Source organism: Kineosporia sp. R_H_3, assembly GCF_002198675.1.
Taxonomy (GTDB): domain Bacteria; phylum Actinomycetota; class Actinomycetes; order Actinomycetales; family Kineosporiaceae; genus R-H-3.
Genome location: NZ_MWLL01000191.1, coordinates 1 through 17,105, shown reverse-complemented (window position 1 = coordinate 17,105; position 17,105 = coordinate 1). Strand labels below are relative to the sequence as shown.

Annotated in this window: 15 protein-coding genes; 9 read left to right on the top strand and 6 right to left on the bottom strand. The window is 66.3% G+C overall.

Annotated elements, in window-relative coordinates:
- Positions 1-10: 10 nt before the first annotated feature.
- The 3 genes from ECOMGDLI_RS22730 to ECOMGDLI_RS22720 are packed head-to-tail and all read right to left on the bottom strand — an operon-like array spanning position 11 to position 3,121.
- Complete coding sequence (locus tag ECOMGDLI_RS22730; protein WP_088319138.1) at positions 11-1,243, bottom strand: alpha-hydroxy acid oxidase; 1,233 nt, start codon at positions 1,241-1,243, stop codon at positions 11-13.
- Positions 1,244-1,256: 13 nt separating this feature from the next.
- On the bottom strand, positions 1,257-1,952 hold the full coding sequence (locus tag ECOMGDLI_RS22725; RefSeq protein ID WP_088319137.1) for a GntR family transcriptional regulator: 696 nt from the start codon (positions 1,950-1,952) through the stop codon (positions 1,257-1,259).
- Positions 1,949-3,121 carry a serine hydrolase gene (locus ECOMGDLI_RS22720; protein ID WP_088319136.1) on the bottom strand — a complete coding sequence of 391 codons (1,173 nt, stop codon included), beginning with the start codon at positions 3,119-3,121 and terminating at the stop codon, positions 1,949-1,951. The genes ECOMGDLI_RS22725 and ECOMGDLI_RS22720 overlap by 4 nt, the downstream gene beginning before the upstream one ends.
- A 787-nt stretch (positions 3,122-3,908) precedes the next feature.
- Here ECOMGDLI_RS22720 and ECOMGDLI_RS35470 point away from each other — a divergent pair.
- Both ECOMGDLI_RS35470 and ECOMGDLI_RS35465 read left to right on the top strand, forming a co-directional pair.
- A complete protein-coding gene (locus tag ECOMGDLI_RS35470; protein ID WP_198955106.1) occupies positions 3,909-4,109 on the top strand; it encodes a hypothetical protein in 201 nt (66 codons plus the stop codon).
- Positions 4,106-4,228, top strand: a complete 123-nt coding sequence (locus ECOMGDLI_RS35465) for a YciI family protein (protein WP_198955105.1) — start codon at positions 4,106-4,108, stop codon at positions 4,226-4,228. The genes ECOMGDLI_RS35470 and ECOMGDLI_RS35465 overlap by 4 nt, the downstream gene beginning before the upstream one ends.
- Positions 4,229-4,832: 604 nt before the next feature.
- Here the strand turns inward: ECOMGDLI_RS35465 and ECOMGDLI_RS33985 are convergent.
- Positions 4,833-5,588, bottom strand: coding sequence for a hypothetical protein (locus ECOMGDLI_RS33985; protein ID WP_143447858.1), 756 nt, complete (start codon positions 5,586-5,588; stop codon positions 4,833-4,835).
- A 370-nt stretch (positions 5,589-5,958) separates the two neighbouring features.
- Here ECOMGDLI_RS33985 and ECOMGDLI_RS22710 point away from each other — a divergent pair, with 370 nt between their 5' ends.
- From ECOMGDLI_RS22710 to ECOMGDLI_RS22690, 6 genes are all read left to right on the top strand, one after another.
- Entirely contained in the window at positions 5,959-7,560 is a 1,602-nt protein-coding gene (locus tag ECOMGDLI_RS22710) for a tetratricopeptide repeat protein (protein WP_088319135.1), read from the top strand.
- A gap of 9 nt (positions 7,561-7,569) precedes the next feature.
- Entirely contained in the window at positions 7,570-7,797 is a 228-nt protein-coding gene (locus ECOMGDLI_RS22705; RefSeq protein ID WP_088319134.1) for a tyrosine-type recombinase/integrase, read from the top strand.
- Between the two features lie 37 nt (positions 7,798-7,834).
- Entirely contained in the window at positions 7,835-8,215 is a 381-nt protein-coding gene (locus tag ECOMGDLI_RS22700) for an Imm1 family immunity protein (protein ID WP_233153603.1), read from the top strand.
- 525 nt (positions 8,216-8,740) lie between these two features.
- Positions 8,741-9,874: a helix-turn-helix domain-containing protein gene (locus ECOMGDLI_RS35460; RefSeq protein WP_198955104.1), complete on the top strand. Its 1,134-nt coding sequence runs from the start codon at positions 8,741-8,743 to the stop codon at positions 9,872-9,874.
- 146 nt (positions 9,875-10,020) lie between these two features.
- Positions 10,021-10,191 (top strand): hypothetical protein, encoded by a 171-nt coding sequence (locus ECOMGDLI_RS34810; protein WP_158221106.1) that lies wholly within the window; start codon positions 10,021-10,023, stop codon positions 10,189-10,191.
- 40 nt (positions 10,192-10,231) lie between these two features.
- On the top strand, positions 10,232-10,543 hold the full coding sequence (locus ECOMGDLI_RS22690; protein ID WP_088319131.1) for a hypothetical protein: 312 nt from the start codon (positions 10,232-10,234) through the stop codon (positions 10,541-10,543).
- 379 nt (positions 10,544-10,922) lie between these two features.
- Here the strand turns inward: ECOMGDLI_RS22690 and ECOMGDLI_RS33975 are convergent, their stop codons facing one another.
- Together ECOMGDLI_RS33975 and ECOMGDLI_RS35455 are read right to left on the bottom strand one after the other, a co-directional pair.
- The gene (locus ECOMGDLI_RS33975; protein ID WP_143447857.1) at positions 10,923-12,758 is read right to left on the bottom strand and encodes a hypothetical protein; all 1,836 of its coding nucleotides are present in this window, start codon (positions 12,756-12,758) and stop codon (positions 10,923-10,925) included.
- Between the two features lie 17 nt (positions 12,759-12,775).
- A complete protein-coding gene (locus ECOMGDLI_RS35455) occupies positions 12,776-15,130 on the bottom strand; it encodes a type II secretion system protein GspG (RefSeq protein WP_198955103.1) in 2,355 nt (784 codons plus the stop codon).
- A gap of 1,428 nt (positions 15,131-16,558) precedes the next feature.
- On the opposite strand from ECOMGDLI_RS35455, the gene ECOMGDLI_RS22675 reads away from it, so the two are divergent.
- Positions 16,559-17,105, top strand: a 547-nt coding sequence (locus ECOMGDLI_RS22675) for a maleylpyruvate isomerase family mycothiol-dependent enzyme (protein ID WP_088319130.1), incomplete at its 3' end; no start/stop codon positions are given.

Below are 17,105 nucleotides of genomic sequence, written 5' to 3'. Positions count from 1 at the left end.
GCCCGTCTGCTCAGGCACAGGTGCCTCGGAGTCGTACGGACCCGGCGTCCAGCTCGTCGAGGGTCGCTGCACCGAGCAGCGCCATGGTCCGCCGGATGTCGGCGGACAAGATCTCCAGGACCCGCTCTACCCCAGCCTCGCCACCGGCCATGAGGCCGTAGAGGTAGGCGCGGCCGACCAGGCAGGCGCGCGCGCCGAGGGCCACGGCGGCCACGACATCGGCGCCGTTGCGGATTCCGCCGTCGAGGTAGACCTCTGCCCGGTCGCTCACAAGGTCGAGGACGGCGGGTAGTTCCTCCAGCGGGGTGACGGCCCGGTCGAGCTGTCGGCCCCCGTGGTTGGACACCACGACGGCGTCGGCGCCGGCATCGACCATGCGGCGCGCGTCCTCGGCGGTCTGCACACCCTTGACCACGAGTGGTCCGTCCCAGGTGCCGCGCAACCAGTCGAGGTCGTCCTGGTCGGCGGCGGGGTCGAAGACGCTGTCAACCAGCGTGGCGACGGTGCCGTTGGTGGAGGTCAAAGAGGCGAAGGCAAGGGGCTCGGTGGTCAGCAGGTTGAGCCACCACGAGGGGTGCCGGGCCATGTCGGCGAGTGTGCGGGCGGTGAGTGCGGGGGGAATGGTCAGCCCGTTGCGGACGTCGCGCAGGCGGGCGCCGGCGACGGGGGTGTCGACGGTGAGGACGAGGGTGCGGAAGCCGCTGTCGGCGGCGCGAGCGATGAGTTCCTTGCTGGCGCCACGGTCGCGCCACAAGTAGAGCTGGAACCACCGGTCGGCGCCGTCGTCCCCTTGGGCGGCGGCGAGCCGTTCGGGGGAGACGGTGCCCATGGTCGACAGCGCGTAGGGGACCCCGGCGCGGGCTGCTGCGGGGGCGACGGCGAACTCGCCGCGGTGGTGCATCATACGGGTGAAGCCGGTGGGCGCCAGCACTACGGGCAAGGCGGCGGGGCGGCCGAGGATCGTGGTGGCCGGTCGGGGGTCGGAGACGTCGACGAGGACGCGGGGACGGAACTCGACCCTCTCGAAGGCCAGCCGGGCGCGGGTGAGGGACAGCTCGGTCTCCGCGGCGCCGTCGACGTAGTCGAACGCAGCGCGCGGGGTGTAGCGACGGGCCAGGGCGCGCAGGTCGTCGATGCTGCCCGCCCCGGCGACGCGGGCGGCTCGCCGGGCCGGCGGTGCGAGCTGCAGCAGGGGGCGCAGCTCGGACCAGCGGGGCAGCTGGCGGGGGAGAGGATCTGGCAAGGGAACTCCTGGGTCAGGCCGGGGTCTGGCGCTCGAGCGCGCTCAGCAGCGCGGCGCGGCCGGAGATCTCGAGGTCGTCTTCGAGTGCTCGGACGGCGACGTCGCCGCCGATGTACAGCTGGTCGAGCAGGTGCCGGTGGAGCACGGCCAGGCGGCGGGCGGTGAAGTCGGGGCGGATCGCGGCGAACATCAGCTGCAGCTCAAGCTCGCAGGTGGCGTAAGCGCTCAGCAGTCGTTCGTTGCCGGCGGCAGCGACGATCTGATGGTGAATGTCCTGGTGGGTGGCGATGAGCGTTCGCCACGGCGCGTCCTCACCCAGCTGCTCCAGCTCGCGGACGGCGTCGTCGACCAGGCCCAGGTCGGCGCCTCTGGCCAGTGCCAGTCGCAAGCTGCCGATCTCGATCACGCGACGGAAGCCGTGCACCTCGTCGACCCGCTCCCGGGTCAGCTCGGGGACGAAGGCGCCGCGGTGGCGTTCGTGCACCAGCAGTCCCCGGGCGGTGAGCAGCGCGATGGCTGACCGGACGGTGTACCGGCCGACGTCGAAGCGGTCGGCGAGGGCCACCTCCCGCATCCGGCTCCCCGGGGGCAGAGCACCGTCCAGGATGTCGGCGGCGAGCGCAGCTGCGACGCGTTCGGATGCGTTGAGGTCATCGGGCACGTCGCCATCCTCGCCGGTGGGATGGCGACGTGCCTCCAGGTTGGTCACCGCCGGTGCACGGCGGCCTCGAACCGGTCGAGGAGACCGAGGACGGCGGGGTCGGCGAAGGGGAGGATCTGTGTGAACAGCACCCCGCAGTCACCGGAGCCGAAGTCGACCCAGAAGTAGGTGTTGCCCAGGCCGGCCCAGAACAGGCTGCCGGTGGTACGGCCCTGCGGGGTGTCCTCCTCGTTGCGCATGCCCAGCAGTGACCAGGTCTTCGTCGTCCCGGGCAGGAAGTCGACGTCGTGCGAGCTGCCCGGGTCGACGGTCGGGATGGGGCCGACGCGCAGGTCTCCGATCTGGTTGGCCAGCGCCTCCTCGAGCATGGCCGGCGACAGGATCGTGCGGCCCTCATGGATGCCGCCGGCGAGCAGCATGCGCAGCAGCACCAGGTAGTCCTCGGGGGAGCCGTACATGGCACCGCCGCCCATCTGGAACTCGGGCTCCTGGGTCATCTCGAACGGCACCTCGACGCGCCCGTCGGGGGTCAGCACGTTCATGCCGCCGAGCTTCTCCCGGCGCTGCGGGGTGAGCATGAAGCTGGTGTCGGCCATGCCCAGGGGGTCGAGCAGGTCGCGGCGTAGCGACTCCTCCAGCGAGCCGCCGGTGACGGCCTCGATGGCCTTGCCGACCCAGTCGATGTTCATCCCGTACACCCAGGCGCTGCCGGGCTCGTGCACCAGCGGGGTGGTGAGCGTGGCCTCGCGGCACTCGATGATGCCTGGCAGGCCCATGACCTCCTGGTACTTCATGACGTCGGCGTGCCAGAAGTGGTAGCCGTTCCCGGCCGTGTGGTTGAGCAGGTTGCGCAGGGTCACTGGCGTGCTCGCGGGCCGGGTCACCGGCCGGCCGTCGTCGTCGAAGCCGCTCAGCACCTGCACGTCTGCCAGGACCGGGAGCAGCTCGCTCAGTGGCGCATCGAGCTGCAGCTGCCCGCGCTCGACCAGCTGGAGCGCGTTGATGGCCACGATCATCTTGGTCATCGAGCCCAGCCACAGGACCGAGTCGGTGGTCATCGGCGTCTGCGGCTCGGTCAGTCGGCGGCCGGCGGCGCCGCGGTAGACGACACCGTCGCGGTCCGCTGCCAGCGCAGCGACGCCCGGGATGCCGTCGCGTTCTACCGCCTCCCTCAGGAGGTCGTCGATCGCCAACAGTGGGGTGTCAGTGGAGGTCATCGTTGACCTTTCGACGAGGTGATAGCGGACACAGCGAGTTGTGTCACAATCTAGGCGCCTCGTCAAGTACGTCCTCGACGTCTGCGTGAGCAGGCCCCCGGGCCGCCGGACATGCCTGGGTGATCGGGCCCGCGATCGAGGGCGTCTCCCGGGCGAGGATCACCGCGACGTGTCGGCGCCCGCTACGGCTACCCGGACTGCACGCACGGCCTCACCTTCACGGCCCGTGCAGGTCCATGGTGATGTCGATGAGCTCGCCGTCCTGCAGCGTGGTGGACGCGCTCGATGCGTCCGCGCAGACTGCGACTTCTCGAGATGGCCTGCACTCCTACTTCTGGGCAGCGTCGTGAACCGCAGCGGACACCGGGAGCAGTGGAGAGCGTGCCGGCGGGCTGACAGAGCCGGCGGACTGACATAAGGGGACCTATCGGCGCGGTGGGCCGCCGCGAGACTGCACCACAGAACCCTGCGCGTGGCTCCCCTCGCACGTGCATCTACTGGTCTGGGTTCCCCTGTCGTCGCTACTCATCGACGGCGGCACCGAGACAGCCCGCCGGGCCGCACGCGCTGGTCAACCCCGGCCCCCAGTGGCGTAGAAGCGGCGGCGGTGAGGTGAACAAAGTGCATCTGCAGCGGACCGCTGAGGCTGGCCCTGTGCAGAGTGCATTCCGGGGTGGAGAAAGCTGCTTCAGGTGTCGATTCGCGTGCGCCTCGTCCGTCGAAGACGTATCGGCCGCAGTTCGCGGCCGCTCGCTGGGTCCTGGACCCCTTCATGAGGAGCGGCACGATGACGAACTTCCTGCTCGCCTACACCGGTGGCGGCGACATGTCCGAGGCGACCGCGGAGCAGCAGCAGGCCGTGATGGACGCATGGGGCGCCTGGTTCGGCTCGCTCGGGCGTCTGTGGTGGACGGCGGCAACCCCTTCGGTGCCAGCGTCTCGATCGCGACTGACGGCAGCGTCGCTGGTGCCGGCCGGTCTGGGTTGACCGGCTACTCGATCCTGGCCGCGGACGACCTGGACAGTGCCGTGGCCCTCGCCAAGGGCTGCCCGCTGCTTGCCTCCGGTGGGTCGGTCGAGGTCTACGAGGTCGTCCCAGCCATGTGACCGGCCCGGATCCCGCATGCGCAGGGCTACGCCATCAGGGCGGAGCCCTGCGCAGACGTGGCTCGAGGAATGCGAGATGCCGCCGACAACGCCCGGGCTCGAGCGCTGTCCGCGGACGCTGGAGTTCCGCGACGGACCGGCTGGCAGTTGCTGGTAGGACCTGGCTCGAGTCGCTACCTGACGTGGCCGACCTTCCGTTTCCGGGTCGGAAGGACTTCGTCCGTGGCGACCAGCCGGGGTCGTGGTTTGGCTGTCCCCGCGGAGTGTCCGCCGACGAGGCAGTTCGAGACGCTGCGCGGTGGGCCGAGCCGGGACGAACTGGCACGCGTCGGGACATGGCTCCTGGTCGTGCCGAGAATCGGCTGCTCTTCGGGCGGACTGGCGGCCAAAGCCGCAGTTCAACGGCCTGAAGGGAGGGAGGAAGTGGCGTTCGGCGCGGACATTGCGCGGACGCTTTGGTGGGCTCGCGAGTGGGCGCCAAAATGAAGAAACCCCTGCTCAGCAGGGGTTTCAGGGGTTGTGGCCAGGGGCGGGGTCGAACCGCCGACCTTCCGATTTTCAGCCGCTTCGGAGTCGTCCACCATGGTCTGGGGAAAGCCTCTGATCAGGGGTGATTCCCTTGAGTCGTATCGCGGGGTCCCTCGGATGCAGAGTCGTTGCTGTCATTCCTGCTGTCACTCCGATCCTGCTCAGGCCGGCCAATGCTCGCTGAGGTCCGCGAGCTACATTCACTCGGGGCGGACCTCACCCGGTTTCTAGGTAAGGCTGCGTATCGCCGGTAGTCGCGCAGATCAGCATTCGATGCCAGAACCGCGTCGATGACGCCCTCTCCAGGGGCAGTCCCAGCAACAGCATGGCGAACCAACTCAGCCGTGGCTGGGTCGGCGTTCGGCATGAGCTGGTTCGTGTCGATCCCGAACGAGGCCCAGTCGTTCGGGTGTTGCGCGGCCAAAGCCAGTGTCCACCGCCGTGCTTCTGGCGGCCCTACGAGAGCCCAGGCCGCCAAGTCGGGCAGAAGCGCCTTGACGGCAACGGCGCAGGCCTGCACTACCTCCCACGAGGTGTAGCCACGCCAGGTCGTGTCCTCGCCGAGGCCGATGTGCACGATGAGCGCCAGGAGCTGATCCCTCTCAGCGCTGGGCAGTTCCAAGGACTTGGCGGCAGTGAACAGGAACGGGACCGCGAGTGCAGACGCCTCGTAGACGGTTCCCTGGTGGCACAGACATCCCCAGAGTTCGGAAATCGCGTGGGAACGCTGGCTGGGCTGCGCACTTGCCAGATCACGTAGCAGCGACGGGATCGAGGTGGCCGGGCCGCAGCAGGCCTTCACAGTGGACCAGTCGATGTCCTCGTCGCTCATGGGTTGCATTGTGGCGGGACTGGCCGGCCGGCCGCCGAACGGCTCGGCAAACGTCGCAGGTCGGCGGTGGAGCACCCTCATCCCAGCCGAGGTAACGGCCGGTTGTGGTGCCGTTGGAAGGTCAGGACGTCCTGCTCGTACGCGGCGCGATACTGCCCGCCGAGAGCTCGTTCGTCCCGGAGAGAGCGACGGGCTGCGGGGTCAGCAGGACCTCGAAGACAGCCTCGCTTCCTTGGCGAGTCGGACGCCCCAGCTTCGATCCCTGCAGGATGGCGCCACGCCCGTGGCTCGGGGGCCAACGCCGCTTCCTTGCCCTTGGTGCACGTACTAGCGTCGACAGTGAACGGCGGTCGATGCGAGCTGGTGAGCCATGGACCCGATGTACAAGTTGGTTTACGTGCAGGGCGCGAGGCAGTCGGCGTACTCCACCAGACATGCGGCACCCTCGCCTACTCCTTTGCTCACAGCCCGGGTCGTTGCCACGAAAGACCCGGTCTGGCCTGAGGACGAGGACGAAGAACGGGCCGAGCTCCTGCACCTCGGCCAGCCGCCGATCATGGCGTTCGAGGACACCGAGGCGGAGTTGGTGGTGCGCTCGGTCGACGTCGCGTTGCCCGAGCGCGTGACCGCGGAACTGCCGCAGGACGACATCGGTTCCACCGGCGAGTCCTTGTTGCCGGACGGCGTACGCTCCTTCGGGTTCAGTGTGCCCGTCTCGTTCACTGCCCCCGATGGAGTGACGCTGCGCCGGCTGCGACTGGAGCTTCGGGTCAGCACGCCTTCGGTGACTGAGCCTGTCTTCGTCTCGTTGGCCCCAGCTGCCAGCGCGAGCGTCACCACCGATGAGCGTGCCACCTTGGCCATCGAGGTCGCGAAGTTGTTCCCGTTCCTGGCTGGCCTGGGTCAACCCGTCTCCGGTGAGGTCAAGTTCGCCAAGCACACGACGTCCGTAAGCCCGAAGATCCAGGTCTTCGGTCATGGGAGGAACCAGTGCTCTTGGCGGGTGTCGGACCCCGGGCTCGCCTACGGTTTCGTCGCTGGCGTCGTCATCGCCTACTCGGGCGAGGGCCCGGTCGACATATCCGCGAAGCTTCACGTCGAGGTCCGGAAGACGACCAGACTGGGGACGTTCCGGACCTACGGAAAGTTCGCGAGCCCGATGTCCTACACGTTCCGACCGGGGCACAGATGGCTCACGGCGTTTGACAGTGATGGGCTGCTTGACCCCGATGTGATCCGGGCGGTCGGTCTCAATGCGGCGCGGGCGGCCGCGGACCTGGCGGCGGTGACCGGCAGCGCCCGGTTCACTCAGATCGGCCTGTTGCACCGGGACGACGACGCCGAGGCGGCGGCAACCTGGCTGCGGCGTGCCGCTGACTTCGGTGACGACACGGCGCTGGAGCCCTTGGTCAGGCTCCTGGCTTCCCACGGGCCGGCAGAGGCAGAGGAGATCTGTCGGGCGTCCTTGCGCCGGGGCGACACCCGGCCTTGCGTCGCCTTCGGTGACGGTCTGCTCGCGACCGATCCAGCGGCAGCGCAGGCCTGGTACCGCACGGCTGCCGATGCAGGCAGTCCGATCGCGATGCACAAGCTCGCCGGACTACTCGAGCACAGCGGCGACCGATCAGGTGCAGCTGGGTGGTACGAGCGGTGCACGGCAGCTGCCCCGTTGCATTCCCGCGACGCCTCCAGGGCCGCGACCCAGGTCGCTCGCCTGACTGAGGACTGGGACAAGCGAGCTGCCCTTCGCTGGTACTGGGTGGCTGCTGTCGGAGGCGACGAGGAAGCTCTCGCGCGACTGCGCCGGCTTCAGCCATGGCGCCTCTGGATCAGTTGGTCGGTCCGCAGGGCACAGCGGGCCACCGGAATGGTGGCGACGTCCTCGGGGCGTGCCCGGCAGGTAGCTGCAGGCCTCCTGCTTCTCGCGATCATGGCTGCCGTGATCGGGATGTTGGTGATGTCGCTGCTCTAGTGTCGTGTCCTGCGTCGCTCCTGGTACCAGGTCCGCGCCGTCCTCGACCAGCCGGTCCGCCTGCACGACCTGCGGCACCCCTGCGTGACCCTGCTCCTGGAGGCCGGCGTCCCGCCGCACATCGTCCAGGAGATCGCCGGCCACTCCGCCCTCGACGCCACCATGAACATCTACGCCCACGCCTCCCTCGACGAGAAGCGCGCCGCCATGCGCCTGCTCAGCGACAGGCTCGCGTGAGCAGTGAGTTCCCGACGAAGATGGTCCGGTGACGAGCATGTCGATCCACTACTGGGACCCCCGTCGAGGGATCTCGAACGTGGACGCGGTGACAACGGCCGAGGCGGTGGCGGCCATCCGCAGCCTGGTCGGGAGTGGTCGGTCGGAGGTGTACCTCGGCCAGCCCTCCGGCGAGTGGCTGGGCGTCGCGATCGCGGACGGCGGCATCTTCGTCGGACACAACGAGACCGAAGAAGGCCCGAGTTTCCAGGCCGTAGGCCCGCAGGACACCGGCGACCTGGTCGAACTCACCATCGGCGGCGAGCCCACGACCATCGCCGACCGGTACATCACCTCGGTCGGCGCAGCGATCGGGGCAGCGGCCCACTTCGTCGACCACGGGGGCCGTTGGCCGGCCATCGAATGGGACGACCTGTGACCAACTGATGTACGAATCGATGTACCGACCCCGCTGAGGCCCCAAACCAAGCGACCTGCGGAACGAATCCGCAGGTCAGAGGCGGTGGCCAGGGGCGGGGTCGAACCGCCGACCTTCCGATTTTCAGGTGCCTAACCCCAGGTCTTGTTGATGCCGGGTGGTCTGCCCGGGTCCGCGTTGTTGCTGTTCAGGAGTGGTTCGGGATTCCGCCGTGTATCGGTTCGTCCCGTCGCGGCACACCACCTCCTGGGTCTGGCGCGGACATTCCGCGGACACTCGGTCCTGCTTCTGCTGCGGGCCAGCCGAGCCTGGGGGTGGTGTGCTGCCGGAGCTACTCCGGAGGCCCGGATGCCCACCTGTCATGCCGTCCTGCCTGTCCCAGTCGACTCCTTGCCGTCGATCGCCGTCAACAACCCCCGCGCCCTGTCCGCTGGCGAACCCCAGCGAGTGTCCCAGCCGTGGGACGGTATGCCGCCGTGTGCCGACTCGTTCGTGGACACTTCCCGCGACAGCGTGGCCGGGCCCGTGAACGACCGCGGCGAGGCCAGTACTGGTGCGGCTGCTCTTGTCTTGGAGGAGCGGTTCTCGATCGTCCCGGAGTGGGTTCTGGACGCCGATGTGTCCGACGCCGCGGTCCGGTTGTACGCGGTGCTGCTGCGGTACGGGCAGTCGTCGGGGCAGCGGATGCCGTCGCGGCGCACCCTGGCCGACCGGCTGCGGAAGAAGTCCGTCGACTCCGTTGACCGGGCATTGAGGGAGTTGGTCGGGATCGGGGCGGTCGAGGTGACCCGCCGTTGCCAGGAGGGGGTGAACCTGACCAACCGGTACCTGGTCCGGGCCACCCGTCCGGGTGCTCCGGTTCGGCCCGGGCGGGGCGGGGGTGGCCGCACGGATGCGGCCACCCCGGTCACCGACCATGGTCGGCAGCCGGCGGGCGCCGGTGGTGTCCGCGTCTCGGCGGACTGGCGGGGGCGTCGGGGTGGCCGCAGGGATGCGGCTACCCCCGGCCGCACGGATGCGGCCAGGGTGGCCGCACCGGTGCGGCCCGACCCAGAGTTCTTCACCCAGAGCACAAACCCTCCTCCCCGGCCCTCCACGCCGACCACGACGCCGACCACGACGCCGAGCACCACACCGACCACGACGCCGGCGACGACGCCGGCGACGACGCCGACCTTGGCGAGGGCTGAGGTGGCGCGGCTGCTGGGCCCGGTCGACCTCGAGCAGATCGCGGGGGAGTGCCGGCAGCTGCGGGCCGATCTGGGGTTGCCCTCGCGGTTGTGGACCGCGGACCATCTCGCCCAGGTCCTGCTGGCCGCGGTCCGTGACCACGACCGTCCCGCCGAGTCAGCCGTGGCGGCGCTGCTGACGGTGGCCGCGGACCCTGCCACCCGGACCCCGGCCCGGCTGGCCTGCCCCGGCCCCTGGTGGGAGACACCCGGGCGACCGACCGACGGCGAGAGCGCCAGCCATGCGCCGCCCGACAGTTCGACGCCCGGCGAACTGGAGGACCTGGAACGGCGCCTGGCGGAGACCGACGGCGCCCGGGTCCTTCTGCAACGCCGGGCCCGGGAAGCCCTCGAACGCGAAGGCCGTCCGCTCACCCGCCTGACCGTGGCGCGGCGGGCCGTCCAGATCCTCGAGGCGAGCGTCCCGTGAGCCAGGCGAGGGAGGCGGCGGAGGCTCCGGCCCCGCGTCGGCGCCGTGCGGCGTGGACAGACGGGTTCATGGATGTCTGGAGGTCGTCGGTGGCGGCAGGTAGCCTCGAAGAACGAGAGCCGAGGGTTGGGGAGGTCGCGGTGCGCGTGCTGACAGCAGCAGAGCTCGACGCGATGACCCCTGCCGAGCGGGAGGCCGCGTTCGAGGCGAGCATCATCCGTGACCTCGCCGACGTCCCCGCGGAGTACCGGCACGTCGTCGACGAGCTGCGTCGCCGCGTCCTCGAGCGCGAGGCCGCCGCCCGCCAGGCGTCGTGACGCCCGACGGCCTGACGCCGGACGGCCTGACGCCCGCGGCATGACCCGACGCGTCGTCCGCGCCAGCCCCGACTTCTTCGCCCACCTCGACACCCAGCTCGGCGATGAGCGAGGCCCGGCCGGTGAGCCCTCGATCGCGGACTTCCAGGCCTACGAGCTGCTCCCGCTCGTCGAGGAGTTCGCCACCGGATGGGACCAGCTGCCCGAGCTCATCCCCGGCCGGCCTGAATACCGGATCCTCATCAAGACCGGCTACCTCATCCCCCTGATCTCTGTCGTCGGACAACTCGCCCCGGACGGCGCCATCGACCTCACCGAGATCCAGATCGACCTCCAGCCGCCTCACGGCTGACCACCATCCACGGCGACCGAAACCCTCTGCCGGCAATCACCTCAGCCGCCTCACGGACAACGTGCAGGTCAGCTCCCATGCAGGGGTTACCGGCACCCACAGGCTGCAGATGCAAACGTCCAGGTCAGCGCCGATGTACGAGATTCCGACACCCACACCGGTGCGTCGCCGCGCCGGGACTGCGGCAGCCGGCCGGGCTCTGGACCGTCGACCGCCTGCTTGACGTGCTGGTAGGTGCATACCTCTGGACGACCGGTGGCCTCCTGCGGCCGTGGTCCGGCGGTACGACGTCACCTCATTCACCGCTCCGGCGGTGGGTAGAGGTGACAAGATCGAGCAGATTCAGCTAAGGCAAATCGGATCCAGTCCAGACCTTGGTTCAGATCACTTTAAGGCTGCCGACGTATCTGGCGAGCAACGGGGGAGGGCGTCCTGAAAAGTCTGGCGCCGTCCGTGAAGCGGGCTCAGCATAGTCATGTACGTTGATCGGACTTCCCTGCACAGGAGGGCGTGACCGATATGTCGCGGGATCCTGTGAACGAATCATGTATAGGCCCGCTGCGTGCTGCGCGACAATCGGTGCACGTTTGGGGTCAACCACAGTAGCGCCTCGCTCCATAGCGTATGCGCTACTGGATGAGACCATGAGTACGGCCGCAGCGGCCACACCCGCAGCGGCCACGCGCCGTTGTGCCGTCGAAAGGAGTGGCCGTGAAACTGCATTCGCAAGAATGAGTCCGTCATTAGCAGGCACGCCGACTCCGCCGATCTGTGTCGAGATTTCAGTCGCTGTCATGAACCCCCTCGCACCTGTAGCGGAAGCCACCTCTGGGCCGAACAGCGGTGCTGCGATCTCCTCAGTCAGCGCGAAGCGTCCGAGGGCGCTCGCCGCGCCTGCGGCAGTTCCCTCGGCGATGGCTCCCTCGCTGGCGACGAGAGCGGCTCCAACCAGGGCGGCCTCTAGGTACGCGGCAACACCAGCAGTGATTACCACTCCCGTAACCACGATTCCAAGCGTCAGCAGTGGGTGCCGAGTCACCCAACTAAGAACCGCATTAACAAAGTCCTCGGCGTCGGGAAACATTAACGCGAAGTTCCTTGCTACTTGTTCGACTTCAAGTATCAGAGGCCTCACCCTGCTCCAGAGGGCTTCCCCACCGGCGAGCTTGACCCACGACTCGGCTCTAGCTTGGACTTCTGCCCACAACTTCCGAACCTGAATCTCAGGTGGCTTGGCAACAAGCCACTGATAGAACGATTCGTCGCAGCATAGGAGAAACTGCTCGCCCGGTAGAGCGAGGCCACGCATCATTACCGCCTGTTCAAGCGACCCGAGTACTGGCTTTAGTTCAGGTAGCACGTTGAATTGACAACGGATCCGAGGAAATGGCTCACCCTCAAAACTGTGCTCACCTAACTCTGACTCAATGGCAGGAAAGAGTTCTGGAAAGTGGCAGACGACGTAAGCGGCATAAAGCCACTTACCGGTTGCCCGTGCCAGAGCCTCTTGTCTCCGCTTGTCGTCTGTCTCAATCTCGATGCAAATCTTGTACAGGAGCAGTCCGGGCGAGTGCAGTCTGACTGAAATGTATAGGCGAACCTTCCTAACGCCATGGTTCCGCATAAACGCGCGAACGAGATGTCTGAACACCTGATTGAGCGGAAGGGGAAGCTCCTTGGACTTGGTGGGAGTGTTTGGATAGACGACTCCCTCCCGGTACGGCAGCAAGAACGAGCGATAAAACTTCCTCAATTTGCTGCGCTTTCCCAACTCCGGCGCGCCAGGCGGACCAAACCACTTCTCCAAGCCTGTCGGGGAATCCGGCTTGATCTCGAAGTACTCGTTGCGAGAAAGTTCGCCTACCTTCCTGCTAGTCGCCGGCCCAAGACAAGTCAAGATGTCGGGCCTAGCTGGTTCTGGGTTCAACCCGTCCAGAGCCTTACGCGAGAGCTTTGGATGGTGTCTGCCAAGAAAGTCAAAGTACGAGTTCTTGCCCTTAGCTCCCACAAAGGAATCCCACCAGTCGCAATCGAGGAGTAGCGCCAGGGGCAGGCCAGCGGATCCCACGCCGTGCGTTTCCTGTATGTAGTCCCTGACGATGGGACTCTCGACCGCTTTTCCGAACAGTGCCGTCCCTGACTGCTCCCCTTCTTGATGGGAGGTCCCGAGTAGATCGCCTACTGCGAAGCATCCTCCTGAGACGGCGGGCTGCATCCTAAGTCCCACTGGGGCTAGGCAATGTCTGACCCGTTCGTGTCAATTTCGATATCCATACCGCTTGTGGGCGTGTATTCGAACCATGACCCAACCAGCGATGCCACGGCAGCCGCGGAAATGTCTGCATTGAGGTCGTCTCCCCCCTCGACACCGTTTGCTCCGAGGGACAAAAGATCAAAGTCATTGCCGCTCCCAGGGACGCGATAGACAAGTGGACGCCCCCAAGCGTCTTTGAAGGGTGCTCCAGGCAACACATCGAGGGCGGGGGGGTAACTCTTGTTGTCATCGTGGTACGAGTCGATTTGCGCGACCGCCACCTGCATGGTGTCCCAGGTCGCCCTCTGCTGCGGATAGAGCAATGGACGCGCGTGCTTCTCCGGGTTCGCGGGAGCCATGTTGGCGTAGTTGGTGCGCGCGAAGTTCGCGATTTCTTCCGCGACCGAGACGTATGGCGATGTCTTCTCGGCCGAAAGTGTTCCGGTCTCCAGCAACTGGGTAAAGTCTGCCTCGAATCCTGGGCGGATCGTGATCACAACTCTCGCGTATCCGGCGCGGAGAAAATTTCTATGCTCAGGATCTGCGTGCTCAAAAAGTATCTTTTGCTGGCCTAGTGACTCCGATCCCCAGAAGTACGGGTACATGAAGTAGAGCAGGTTCTCCCACTCGACTGCTTGGTGTATGAACTTCACGAAATCACCGAATGCCAGAACTTCATCTCGATCCTTGCTGTCAATTGGAAGCATTGGGCCCGCCCCGCCCTCAAGGAGTAGTCCTTCGTTCTTCACCACCTTTTCGATCGTGGAAGCGACCATGGGAGGTGCAGTATCAAAGGCTTGAGGACCGAGCATCCACTCCATGATCAAGCGCAGAAGTTCCTCGCGCTCGAGTCGTCTGAGCGAGAGAGTGTCCTTATTGCTAAGCTCCAGCCATAGAGCATCTCGTCTCCGTTGAACCTGGGAAAGCTCATCCTGATATCGACGCTCGGCCGCCGCTCGGATGGTGGACCAAGCTGCCAGTTGCCACGCGGCCAGTGCACTCGGCAACCGTTCGAAGACCAAGTCGAGGCGCATGGTTGCAGCGCTTATCTCTCGATACAGATAGGCCGTCGAGATGCGACCCGTGCGACCAATCAATTGGGGCGAGGCGCTAGTTATCGTCAATGGACCCGTGTTCGGCAACGCGCCGCCTATCGATCCGTCGTCCAGAAGCTCAAATCGAACGTTGGCCGCCGGGTAAGGTATTGCGTGCGCGGTGAACGCAGCGGACTTCACCTTGTACCCTTCCGGGACTTCAACCTCCAACTTTCCGAGGCGAGTCTCGAAGGCTTCGTCGGCACCAATGAAGGCGATATCTTGTGTCGGCAGGGCCGTCAATATGGGTGCGGGAGGAGAAGTCACTCCCGCTCCGTGGGCCAAGGCTTCTGCCGCCCAGTTCGAGTCAGTAAGATCTTCGGGATGCAGCCCAAACGAGAACGGCGTCCTGAGTTTTTCCTCTAAACGGCTGAGCAACTGGTATCGCGCAAAGAGACGCGCCCCCGGATTTGGGATAGTCATGTCGTAAGTTACTCGTAGGCCGTATCGGTAGAGGCTGGTTCGCCACTTCCGCATCATGCGGTAGTAGTCGACTCGTATAGCGTTCGTGGCGCTAGGATTCGTTATCGTGCGGAACGTGGAGTCGCTCGTTCCTTGCTTCGCTTCAAGCTTTACAGAGACCTTATGTTCAGTCTTTGCCCTGGCCGACGCTTTCTGAGTGATTTCGGAGTTCCGCTGGAGAGAACGTCGCGCCGATTCTCGCTCGTCGCGCGTGTTCTTGAGCCCAAACGTTGTTGTTAGCGATACACCCGTGTATGACCCGGATAGGGAAGCCCCGAACGTCAGTTCGCTCGTGTGTCGAGCCTCATTTTCGGTGGACATCGAGGCGTCAGTCTTCTCGGCTACGCCACGTTCGCTGAAGCTTTCAAACGAGTCGCTGACAAGGTCCTCGTATTCTCGGGACGACGTCGACCATTCCTTGTGGGAGATAGTTGCCGATTCTAAAGGCGTCATCGGCACGGTGAATACGAGTTCGCCTCTCTCCACCCCCACGGGCATCATCTCAAGCCGTTCCAAGTGGAGTCGACCAACAGGAGCGATGTGCAAATACTGCTTGAATGATTCTATTGCAGACGATGCTTGTTCGCTGGCCGCCTTTTCGGTTGCGGTTTCCGCAAAATGGAGGACTACTTCGCTGGGGAGGGAAGCAAGGTCTTTAGCCATCTGCATGTTCGATATTGCCGTGTGGGGCGAAATCATTCTGGACGATAGTCCGATGAGGACCTGCCAGGCCGAGCGAGTTTCCTCCTCGGCGTCTTCGTCGAGAGCGCTGGCCATATGCTGCAGTATCGCGGGATCCAGTGGCAGTGACCGAAGAAGGCTGGCCTTGCGGAATGCTCCGGTTGGGGTTCCGCGCATTCTTCGTCGGTCCGCTGGCGACAATTTAGTGGCGACATGCGTAGCGGTCAGCAGTTGCCGCTTACTATTAGCCAATTCGGCCACGATGTGACCTCCCCGGGCGAGTTCTCTTGGTGGGTTTGGTGCCCCAGCGTCATGGCGTTCGGTAGGCCGTCGGACAACCCAGATCTTGCAGGGTATGCCTCTAAGTCCGTGACGGATAGTCCCCGTTGTGTTCGGGCGAGAGCGAGCACCCAACTGGCCATCAAGCCTGGCGGGGCCACGAACCAGATGGGTCCTCGCGGTGGTCGGTTGGCTCGCCTGGTCGGTAGAACACGGGTAGTTCTGGCCGTCGTGGTCGCAAAGTTGTCGCCGTCTGGGGCCCCGTCCCGAGGTCGACGCATAGCGCCAGCGACGCCCGGCCCTTCGAGACATGATTTCGGCCTGCGGGCGCCAGAAACTCTGCAGGCCTCACGCGGCGTGCGTGTAGTCGTGCAGGATGCCGCCGAGTCGTTCGTGTCGAACGAGGTGTCGGGCGGGGCGTCTGGCTGTCATGGCAGGGCTCCTAGTGGTGCGGCTTGGCCGAGGAACCGGTGTGGCCGGTGGGTTGTTGTGGTGGTCCTGGTACTCGGCCAGGGCGCGCCGTGTGTGGCTGCTGTTGAGGATGAGGATCTTGTTGAGCAATTCGCGACGGACGCTGAACCGTCCACGGTTAGGTGACGGGTCCGGGGCCACGAACGTCTGGCCCAGCGGGACGCCACGTCACGGTGCAGCGATCAGTCGACGGTGGCTATCGGCGAGTGCCGAGCCACACGCCACGCTCGCCGCCGACAGGGTGCGCTATGTCGGCTCGAAGAAGGGGCGCGTACGTCGGCCGACCGATCTTCCGATACGTGTCGGTCGCCCACTGTTGACGACGTCGCGGCCCTGTGGAGATGACCAGCGACGACGCCGGATGCTTGTCTCAGTGCAGTAATCCGTGGGCGCGTATTGGGCAAGATCTTGGAAACGCGTTGTCCGGAAGCATCCGGTTGTCACCGGTAAGCACTGGTATCGAGTGCCGAGGCGTATCGGCCCCGGAAGTGAGAAAATCCCTGGTCAACAGGGGTTTTGTGGTGGCCAGGGGCGGGGTCAAACCGCCGACCTTCCGATTGTGCGGGCGACGCGCGTTCGACGGTCCGGTTTCGGCGTCCGCGGCGGTGACAACGGCTGCGTCCCAGGGCTCGTCGGCCCGATCCCAACTGGGCGCGCCCCTGCAAGGGCAGCAACACCGCACGGTTCACTGGGGGACCCCACGACGGACCCATCGTCAACGTCACCCCGCTGCGCTGCGGATGTCGTCGCGAGGGTGCGTCGCAGACTTGTCGGGTGGCGGATCTGGAGTCGATGTACGCGGTCGCGACGGCGAACCGGCTGCTGGCGGCGGAGATGTTCGCGGGACTGACCGAGGAGCAGTGGCGGACGCCGAGCCTGTGCGGCGGCTGGACGGTGCGGGAGGTGGCGGCGCACCTGGTGCCGCCCGAGCATGGTGTGTCGCTGGTCTTCCTTGCGGGACAGGTGATCCGATACCGCGGGGACTTGGACAGGATGGCGGACGAAACGGCGCGGCGTGAGGCGCGTCGTCCGACCGAGGAGATCGTCAGGCTGCTGAGGGAGCGCGCCGGTGCCCGGCTCAAGCCTCCTGTGACGGGCGCCGCGGGGCCGATGTCGGACACCGCGATCCACCTGCGGGACGCTGCGCGGCCGCTGGGGCTGGACGTCGGTCCGCCGCCGTCGTCCTGGGAACCTGTCCTCGACTTCCTCGTCTCGAAACCCGCCGCCAGGGGCTTCGTCCCGGCGCAGCGGCTGGCCGGGCTGCGGCTCGCGGCCACCGACGGGCCGTGGTCGTGGGGGAGCGGGGCGGAGGTCACCGGGG